Annotated in this window: 5 protein-coding genes and 1 pseudogene; 1 reads left to right on the forward strand and 5 read right to left on the reverse strand. The window is 75.6% G+C overall.

The window, feature by feature from the left end; all coding sequences use genetic code 11:
• Nucleotides 1-14: 14 nt before the first annotated feature.
• From IH13_RS38505 to IH13_RS0126800, 5 genes and pseudogenes are all read right to left on the reverse strand, one after another.
• Nucleotides 15-1,395 (reverse strand): annotated as a pseudogene (locus IH13_RS38505) (nitroreductase); the annotation flags it as partial.
• A 44-nt stretch (nt 1,396-1,439) separates the two neighbouring features.
• Complete coding sequence (locus IH13_RS0126785) at nt 1,440-3,368, reverse strand: TOMM precursor leader peptide-binding protein (RefSeq protein ID WP_031088545.1); 1,929 nt, start codon at nt 3,366-3,368, stop codon at nt 1,440-1,442.
• Complete coding sequence (locus IH13_RS0126790; protein WP_031088546.1) at nt 3,358-5,622, reverse strand: TOMM precursor leader peptide-binding protein; 2,265 nt, start codon at nt 5,620-5,622, stop codon at nt 3,358-3,360. Before IH13_RS0126790 ends, IH13_RS0126785 begins: the two co-directional genes overlap by 11 nt.
• A 148-nt stretch (nt 5,623-5,770) precedes the next feature.
• A complete protein-coding gene (locus IH13_RS0126795) occupies nt 5,771-7,705 on the reverse strand; it encodes an AfsR/SARP family transcriptional regulator (protein WP_031088547.1) in 1,935 nt (644 codons plus the stop codon).
• A gap of 66 nt (nt 7,706-7,771) precedes the next feature.
• Nucleotides 7,772-7,987, reverse strand: coding sequence for a hypothetical protein (locus tag IH13_RS0126800; protein ID WP_031088548.1), 216 nt, complete (start codon nt 7,985-7,987; stop codon nt 7,772-7,774).
• A gap of 281 nt (nt 7,988-8,268) precedes the next feature.
• On the opposite strand from IH13_RS0126800, the gene IH13_RS0126805 reads away from it, so the two are divergent.
• Nucleotides 8,269-9,191: helix-turn-helix domain-containing protein (locus IH13_RS0126805; protein ID WP_037842425.1), on the forward strand; the 923-nt coding region annotated here is incomplete at its 3' end.

Here is a 9,191-nt window from a genome sequence, read left to right on the forward strand (position 1 = left end):
GCTCAGAGATGTGTATAAGAGACAGCCCCCACCGCGTCCAGGACGGCCGTCGTGCGGACGGTCGGCACGAGGACGGCACCGGCCTGTTCCAGGTTGTAGTTGGCCAGGAAGTAGGTCTCCTGGAGGAACGCCCCCTGCGGCCCCGGTTCCACGAGCCGCAGGTCCCCGGCTTCCGGGTCGTGGACGTACGCACCCGGCTCGACGCCCTCCACATGGCTGACGAAGGCGTACAGCCGGGTGTATAAGAGACAGGTCCAGGGTCGTCGCCGCGCAGGCCGCGAGGACGGCCGACAGCTGGTCCGGGATGACCGGGCGGGCCGCGTCGAAGCGGCCGAAGCTGCTGCGCCGCGAGCGCAGCACCCGGCGCACCGGGACCTCGGGGAACGCGGGCGGGGGCAGCGGGACCCGGGTGCCGCCCAAGGGGGTGGGGAGGGCTGCGGCAGCGGCGAGGGCGCCGGGGGCGGGGCGGTCGGCGGCGTGCTCGGTGGTGGCGGTGTGCATGGCGCGGACCGTCGGGAACTCCAGGACCGTGCGGGAGCGTTCGACGTCGCGGTGCGCGACCGCCGGGTCGGGGCCGGCCGTGCCGCCGGTGCGCCCGGGACCGCCGTCCTGGCCCTCCCAGCGCAGCGGGACGACGGCGAAGACGGCCTCCTGGGTCCCGGTGGTGCCGAGCAGTCCGTTGAGCCGGGGCTCGTCGAACCACAGCACCGGCGCGGTCCGCAGCCCGCGGGCGGCGGCCCAGATCTTCCAGGTCTGCGCGACGGTGCCCAGGTCGGTGGAGACCACGTGGTACGAGAAGCTGTTGTACTTGAAGGTGTTCTGCCAGTACTTCACGCCCAGGATCAGGTACTGGTCGGTCTCCAGCGCCTCGGCGGGCGCGTCCGGTCCCAGCGCCTCGCGGACCCGGTCCGTGACGTCACCGGTCAGCAGCCGCTGCAGGGCGTGCCGGTGGACGTCGTAGTGGTGGACGCCGGGGGTGAGCGGGCCGGACGGGCCGGACGCCCAGGACAGGGTGACCGGGTAGAGCCCGCCGCCGCCCGCGGTGCCCCGGGACCAGTTGGCGTGGGTGTAGAAGGGCAGGCCGGAGAGGTCGCTGTTGGCCTGGACGCCCAGCCGGCGGCCGGTCAGCCCGTAGGAGTCCTTGAGCATCGCGGCCAGCAGCGGCAGCGTGAACCCCGTGGCGCGGCCGTGCGCTCCGTCTGCCTCCGGGAGGAGACCGGGTGCCGCCGGGGGGTCGGGCAGGTCGTCGCCGTCCGGCAGGGCGTAGGCCTCCACGCCCGGGTGGAACTTCCCCTTGCGTGGGCCGTCGGCCCAGTCGGGGACGAAGTCGGCGGGTTCCATCGGGACGCGGCCCCGGTGCAGGACGGCGTCGGCGTACTCGTGGGCGTACCCCATGGGGCCGGACCCCTTTCGGATGGGCGTGCGGTGCGGACGGGCCGTCACGGGAACGGGTGGGGTGCGGGGTTGAGGCCGGCCGCGGTCAGCGTGGTGCGCATCCGGGGCATGTGGCGGGCGCGCTGGCGGGACCAGCCGAAGTCGATGGGGAGCAGTCCGGGCACCAGGACCTTCACCGTGTGCAGCCCGAGGGCGCGCTGCTCGGGCAGGGTCTGGTCGACGACGACCACGTCGAACCCGGCGGCGGTGACGGCGGCCACCGCGCGCAGCAGGTCCTCACGGAGGTCCGGGGCGGCGGGGGCACCGTCGGCGTCGGGCCACCGCAGGTCGGCCACCCGCAGCGGCGGGCGGGGGGACGGCTGGCGCAGCAGGAAGTCGGCGTGCCGCCCCATCGCCGGGACCCCGTAGACCAGCGGGTGGTCGTGGAGCGTGGTGACCAGCGAGAAGTCCTCCGCCATGGCCCGCAGCCGGGCCTCGTCGCGCCGGGTCCGGCCGACCAGGTTGACCGAGTCGGTGGCGATCTCGCAGAGCGCCGAGTCCAGCGCGGACTCCGGGTCGAGGCCCGCGCCCGCCCCGAAGCACATCCGGCCGGTGCCGCCGTCGAAGCGTTCGGCGACGGCGGTGACCACGGGGACGGGGAACCCGATCCGGGTGTCGAAGAAGCGGGCCCGGTAGCCGTACATGGCGAGCCGGTCCACCATGTGCCGGGTGGAGCAGCGGGTGCTGGTCGCGGGGTCGATCTCCCGCAGCGGTACCCGGCCGTACCAGGCCAGCAGGAAGGCGTCCCGTTCGACGACCTCCATCAGCCCGAAGTAGGCGGCCTCCGCCGTACTGCCGCCGGAGGCGCAGCCGTTGGAGCTCTCCTGCACGAAGCGGTGCTCCAGACCGGGCGCGTGGTAGTAGCCGAGGACCTCGGGGACCGGGCGGGGCCTGCCGTCGCGGAGGGACCAGCCCCACACCCAGGGGATCTCCCGGTCGGGGGTGAAGGGGCGCACCCGCGGGTTGTCCCGGTAGAACTCCTCGGAGTACAGGCCCGTCTCCCGCGGGTCGACGGCGTCCGGGCCGAGGTCGTCGAGGGAGGCGGTGAGGGCGGTGGTCTTCCCCCGGGCGCGCATCCCGGCGTACCGCTCCAGCCCCTCCAGCACGCCGATGCCCAGACTGTGCGCGTAGGTCCCGGCGTGGCCGCCCCAGAACGTCTCGCGCAGGTACTCCCCGGAGCGGGTGGAGAAGCAGCCGACGGTGGCGGAGGTGGTGGTGGAGGCGACGTCGCAGATCACGGAGGGCCCGAGCGCCCCCCAGTGCGGGTTGGCGAAGGCGTCCACGGGCAGCCGGTAGTCCTCGACGGGCCGTGTCCGGAAGGCTCCGGGCCGGTACTTCGGCGCGGGTTCCAGGGGGAGTTCGGCGGCCTCGGCGGTGTCCGGTCCGGGTGCGCCGCAGGCCGGGCACTCCGGGTCGGGGACGAGCGGGTGGCTGCGGACGGTCAGGGCCTCCAGGTCCAGCAGGTGCACCCTCGGGTACGGTCCGGGGGCCGGTTCCCGGGCGGCGAGCCCGGCGAGCAGCGCGGCCACGGCGGTGGCGGCGAACGGGGTGGCGTACGGCCAGTCCCCCACCGACCGGGTCTCCGAGCCGCGTTCGAGTCCTTCGCGCAGGGACACCGTGCGCACGCCCTGCCACCGCCGCGCCAGGCAGGTCCCGCAGCCGGCGGTCCGGCCCTCGGCGGGCCACGGTCCGACCAGCACCTGGCGCCCGTACAGGTGGACGGGGACGTGCGAACCGGGCGCGGGGGCGCCGGGGCCGTCCGCGTAGGCGTCGCCGACGCCGAGGGGCGCCAGGGCCACCGCGGGACCGTCCGCACCGGCCAGGACCTCGTCGAGGGCGGCGCGCAGGGCACCGCCGAACCGGCGGGTGGACCCGGCCCGCGCGGTGGGGCGCACGGTGACCGGGCCGGGCGGGGCCGTGGGCTCAGCCGGCATCGGTGACCGCCCGGGTGAGCAGGACGCGGACGGTGTGGATGCCCGCGGTGGGCAGGTCGGCGGCGTGGGTGGGCACCACCAGGGCGTCGCGGCCGTCGGCGGCGAGACGCTCCAGGATCCGGGTCCGGCCCACGGGCCCGTCGGGGCCGGCGGCGGGCCCGTCGGCGGTGAGCGGGATCAGCGCGGCGTCCAGGTCGCGCAGGAGCGGGTCACCGGTGTCCGCGGCCGTACCGGTCGGCCCGTCCTCAGCGGCCAGCTGCACCGCGCCGAGCAGGTCGCGTACGGCGTCCACGGCGGCGGCCGTGAGGTCCAGGGCGGCACCCACCGACCAGCGGGCGGGGCCCTGGGCGCGCTGGTCGCCCGTGGTCCTGGCGAGGACCACCGAGGCGCCGGAGCACGGGCGTTCACCGAGGTCGAGCAGTTCCACCGGGACGCCGAGGTGGGCGGCGGAGCGCAGCAGGAACGTCGTCTCGGGGTCGTCCCCGAAGGCCGCGGGCCTGATCACCCGTACCTCCCCGTCCCCCCGGACGGCCCGGCGCAGGGCGTCGTGGGCGAGGGCCGAGAGCAGACCGGCCGCGGCGGCCTCCGGCAGGTCGGCGCCCGCGCCCGCACCGGCCCGGGTCGGCTCGAAGCGGCGGTCGGCGTTGTCCGCGCCGAAGGGGCGCACGGCGCCCGCGGGCACCCGTACCGCCTCCTTGGTGACGAGCGAGGTGGCGAGGGTCCACACCGGGACCGCCCCGGTGCCGCCGGTGCCCGAGGCGATCGTGAGCGCGTCCGGGGCGACGGCGGGCAGCCCGCCGGCCGTCGCGTGCTCGGGTGCGGGGGCTCGGGGCACGAGGTGCTCGGCGTAGACGGTGGCGGCGGCGTTCAGGGCCCGCAGCCGGGCCCCGGCGGTGTGGTGCACGTCGAAGGCGGTGACGGTCCGCGCGCCGCCGGGCAGGCCGAGGACGACGGCGCCCACCTTCAGCGGTGTCTGCGTCAGCGGCTCGTCCGCGTACCGGGTGAACACCCCGGCGTGCGGGCGGACGAGCGCGGAGCGGCGCTCCAGCTCGGCGAGCGGGCCCTGGGCGGCGTCGTCGTCGGGGGCGGTGGCGACGGTCGGGAGGAACGCCGGGCGGGCGGGGGCGGCGGCCAGGTCGACCGGCTCGGCCTCCGGTGCGCCGGGGGCGGCGCAGAACGGGCAGCGGGGGTGCGGCAGCAGGGGTTCCGAGACGACGTCGAAGGAGTCCATGTCCTGGATCAGCAGCTGCCCCCGGGTCTCGGCCGGCAGCGCCCCGGTGACGAGCCGGAACACCTCGTACCCGAGCAGGTTGCCGAGCATCGCGGCGAGCGGGCCCGCGGGCTGCGCCCCCGGGGTGCCGGTGCCCAGCGCCAGCCCGCTCCACAGCCCGGCCGCCGCCGGGCCGCCGGACGCGCCCAGCCGCAGGGCGGCGCAGGACCAGCAGCCCGTCGAACCGGGGGTCGCCACCGGCCCGACGACGGCCCGTCCGCCGAACGTCCAGGCCGGCAGCAGCGTCCGGCCTTCCGGGACGCCCTCCCGGAGCAGCGGCAGCACGGTGCCCGGTACGCCGGGGCCGAAGGCGGGGACGACGACGTCATACCCGTCGTACGCCGCCCAGCCCGCCGGGCGCGCGCCGGCTCCCGGCAGCACCGCGATCTCGACGGGGCAGTCCTGTCCGGCCAGTTCGGCGGCCTCCTGGTGGACCGTGGCGAACTCCTCGGCCGGCACACCGCCGGAACCGTCCACGAGGGCCGGTTCCACGGCGACGGCCGCGCAGCCGTTGCGCACCAGGGACAGGACGCACCAGCGGGCCGCCGGGCCGTCGCCGAGCACGGCGACCCGGGTGGCGCGGAAGCGGGCGAAGCGGGCGTCCGCGTCGTCGGCGTAGTGGTCGACGTAGGCGATCTGCTGCGCGAAGCGGGCGGCCGGGGCCGGCGCGGTCACCAGGGCGCCGCCGGTCTCGTCGGGGCCGGGCACGGGGCGGGCGAAGCCGCGTGCGTAGAGCGCCTTCACCAACTCGCCGACCATGGCCCTCTGGCGCTCCCCGAAGCCCTGGCATATCTCGTCGACGGTTCTGCTGCCGTCCAGGTGCGGGACCAGGAGGGTGGCGAACCGGTAACCGGACTTGGCGGTGAGCTGGAACCCGCCGTCGGCGTTGTGGAAGATCACGCCGTCGGGTGTCTCGGTGAACAGGACGTCGCGACGGACTCGGGGCCGGGTTCCGGCGGTCTCTGCGTACGGCGATGTTGCCATGCGTGCGTCACACCTCGTGGTCTGGGGACGGGTCGGACGGCCCGGGGTCCGGGCCTGGCCTGTGCTGGGGCGTCGTTCGGGTGGGTCGGGGGCCGCCGGACGCGTGCGTGCGGCGGGGTTCGTGTGCTGCCGCGCCGCCGGCGTGCCGTCAGCGCAGGGCGGCCGGCCTGGGACGGCCCGCCGGGGTCTCCTCGCGCCGGGGCGGGCGCAGCGGGGCCGGTACGCGGTCGACGGACGGCGCGGTGGCACGGCGGGCGTGGGCCCGGAGCAGCTCGTGCATCCAGAAGGACCCCGGCCTCCCCTCCTCCAGGAGGCCGGCGTCGAGGAGGCGTTCCAGTACCTCCTCGGCCGTCTCCTCGGGGATCGTGAGGACGGCGGCGGCACGGGCGGCGGTCAGGGCCTGGTGCGCCGACGCGCCGAGCCGCAGATGGGCCTCGGCCAGCGCCGTGGGCAGCCGTCCCAGGGCCTCGTCCAGTGTCAGCGGTACGGACATGCGGGGGTCGTCCGCCAGGGTGAGCCGGGCGGGCAGGTCGCGCCGCAGCCAGTCGGCGCAGTCGGCCGGGCGCAGCCGGGGCCGGGTGAGCAGCCGGGCGGCGGCGATCCGCAGGGCGAGGGGGTGGTGCCCGCACACGGAGGCGAGGAGCAGGGCCGCCGACGGCTCGTCCCCGATCCGTTCCCGGCCGAGCACGGCGGTGAGCAGGGCGTGCGACTCCTCGGGTTCCAGCGCGCCGATCCGGTGGACGGTGCCGCCGTGGGTGGCGACGAGCGCGGCCAGTCCCATCCGGCTGGTGACGATCGCGGCGCCCGCGTGGGCGGTCAGCAGCGGACGGACCTGGTCGGGGTGGACCGCGTCGTCGAGGACGAGGAGGGTGCGGCCGGACCCGGCGCCGGGTCCCGAAGGCAGTGTCCGGCCGAGTGCGTCCGCGGCCTCCCGTGCCGACAGCGGCGTGCCGTCGGGACGGGTCAGCGGCAGCAGCAGGCAGCCTCCCGGGTAATGGGCGCGCACCAGGTGTGCGACGTGCAGGGCCAGCGCGGTCTTGCCGATGCCGGGTGCCCCGGAGAGCACCGCCACCGATGAGCGCCCCGGGGCGCCGTCACCGGGCCCGACGACGCCTGATACGTCATGACGTGGCGTCAGCAGCTCGACCAGGGCCTCCACTTCACGCGCCCGCCCGGTGAAGCACGGCACGGTGGGGAGGGGGGCCGCCACCGCTTCGGCCGGCCGCTCGTGACGGTGCGCCGGTTCCTCCCGCTCCCGATCCGCGGCGGCGGCCGTCCCCGCCCCGTCCGCGGTGCCCCCGGTGACGGGCGTGAGCGCGACGGGGACACGGCCCGTGTCGGGGGTTCCGAGGTCGTCGCCGCGCAGGATGGCCAGTTCCAGCCGCTGGAGTTCGGCTCGGGGATCGACGCCGAGCTCCTCCCGCAGATGGCCCTTGATCCGGCGGTACTCGGCGAGCGCCTCGGTCTGCCGGCCGGTCCGGTAGAGGGCCTCCACCAGCTGCCCGGCGAACCGCTCGTGAGCCGGGTATACGCGCGTAACCTCCCAAAGATCAAAGAGGGTCTCGCGGCAGCGGCCGTGCTCCAGCTCGATGTCGCAGACCCGCTCCAGCACCCTCAGCCGCTCCTCCGCGAGCCTCGGCACCTCGTCCCGGTGCAGGAGTTCGGAGGGCACGTTGGCCAGGAGCGGCCCCTGCCACAGGGCGAGAGCGGCCCGCAGGGCGTACGGCTCGGACTCCGCGCCGGACGCGGCGGCCCGGTCGACGAGACGGCGGAAGTGCAGCAGGTCGAGGGTCTCCGCGTCGGCCTCGATGCGGTATCCGCCGGCGACGGCCACGACGGACTGGTCCTCGATGCCGTACTTGGCGAAGATCCGGCGCAGGCGCAGCACACAGCTCTGGAGCGCCGCCTTGGCCGTCGTCGGCTGCTCCTCTCCCCAGACCACGCCCCGCAGATGATCGGTGGAGACCACCGATCCGGGCCGGAGGAGCAGCGCGGCCAGCAGCGAGGTCGGCTTGGAGGGCGGGAGCACCACGACGTCCCGCCCGTCGGTGATGCTCAATGGCCCGAGCAGTTGGAATCGCACCGTCGTCCCCCTTCCCCCTGTACCTCTCCGCAGCCGCGGTCCCCGCGGATGCCGTACCCGCCCGCCCTACTGCCAGCCGAAGTCGTGCGGGCCGTGGCCGGGAGCGGGCGGGCGGACGGGCGGGTGGGGCAGAACAGCCGTGTCCGGTGCGGCGGAGACGGCGTGCGGGGCGGACGCGGCCGGGGCGGCGGCCTGGGCGGGAACGGTGAGGGCGGCGAAGGCGAGCGCGGTGAGCGCCAGGGTCCCGAGAACCGGACAGGACGTGCGATGGACCTGAGACATGGGGGGAGCCCTTCCAACCATCTACGAGGAACGGTCGACAGCATGGCGAGTTTTGTACGGAAGTGAGGCAACGGTGAAGGTCAGACCCCTGGACCGATGAGGCCATGGCCCTTTCCGTCCAGCGGGCGGCTCCGGGGCTGCTCCGGCCCCGACGCCCTCTGCCCAGGGGGACGCGACCGTGCCATGATCTTTGCCGGAGCGTCACCGGAGAGTCGAGGAGTAGACGTCATCGCCTGCGGCAATAACACTCCGAGGCGCATGTCTCCTGGCGAGGAGGGACGATGCTGGACCCCCTGGGTCTGGACGCCACGGCTGAGGCCGTGTATCGGGCGATGCTCGGTCATCCCGGCGCGGGTCCGGCGGAGCATTGTTCCCGTCTCGGGCTGACCTCCGATCAGTTCGACGGAGCGGTCAAGGTACTGGCCGACCTGTCACTGGTGCGCCCGGCCGCGGGCAACGGCTCCCGTCAGGTCCACGTGGTCAATCCGCGCCTCGGCCTGGAGATGCTGCTGGCCCGTCAGCGGGCCGACCTCGCGGCCCGCACCCAGCAGGTGGAGGAGGGCGAGGCGGCGGTGGCGGCCCTGCTGTGCCAGCTCCCGCCCTCGCACCCGCCCGCGGGCGAGCCGCCGGTGACACACCTGGACGGCGTGGACCACGTACGGGACTATCTGGCCCGGCTCCACGAGGAGGTGGAGGAGGACATCGCGACGTTCGCGACGGGCGGCGCGCAGACCGAGGAGAACATGGACGCCTCCCGGCCGCTCAACGAGCGCCTGCTGGCACGCGGGGTGCGCATGCGTACGGTCTACCTCGACAGCATCCACAACCACGCCCCCACGGTGGCGTACGTGAACTGGCTGGCCTCGGCCGGCGGCGAGATCCGCACGGCGCCCTCGCTCGTCACGCGCATGATCATCGCCGACCACCGGATCGCCCTGGTGGCCCTGGACGACCAGGACTCCTCACTCGGCGCGCTCGTGGTGACCGGACGCGGACTCATCGCCGCGCTGGAGGCCCTCTTCGAGAGCGTCTGGGACCGCGCCGAGCCGCTGGGCCGGGCCGAGCGGACCGTGGAGCGCTCGCTGACCCGCCAGCAGCAGGAGACCCTGCGCCTGCTGTCGCGCGGTTACACGGACGAGGCCATAGCCAAGCGCCTCGGCGTCTCCCCCCGGACCGCCCGCCGCATCGCCACCGGCCTGCTGGG

This window comes from Streptomyces sp. NRRL WC-3549 (assembly GCF_000721935.1).
Lineage (GTDB): Bacteria > Actinomycetota > Actinomycetes > Streptomycetales > Streptomycetaceae > Streptomyces.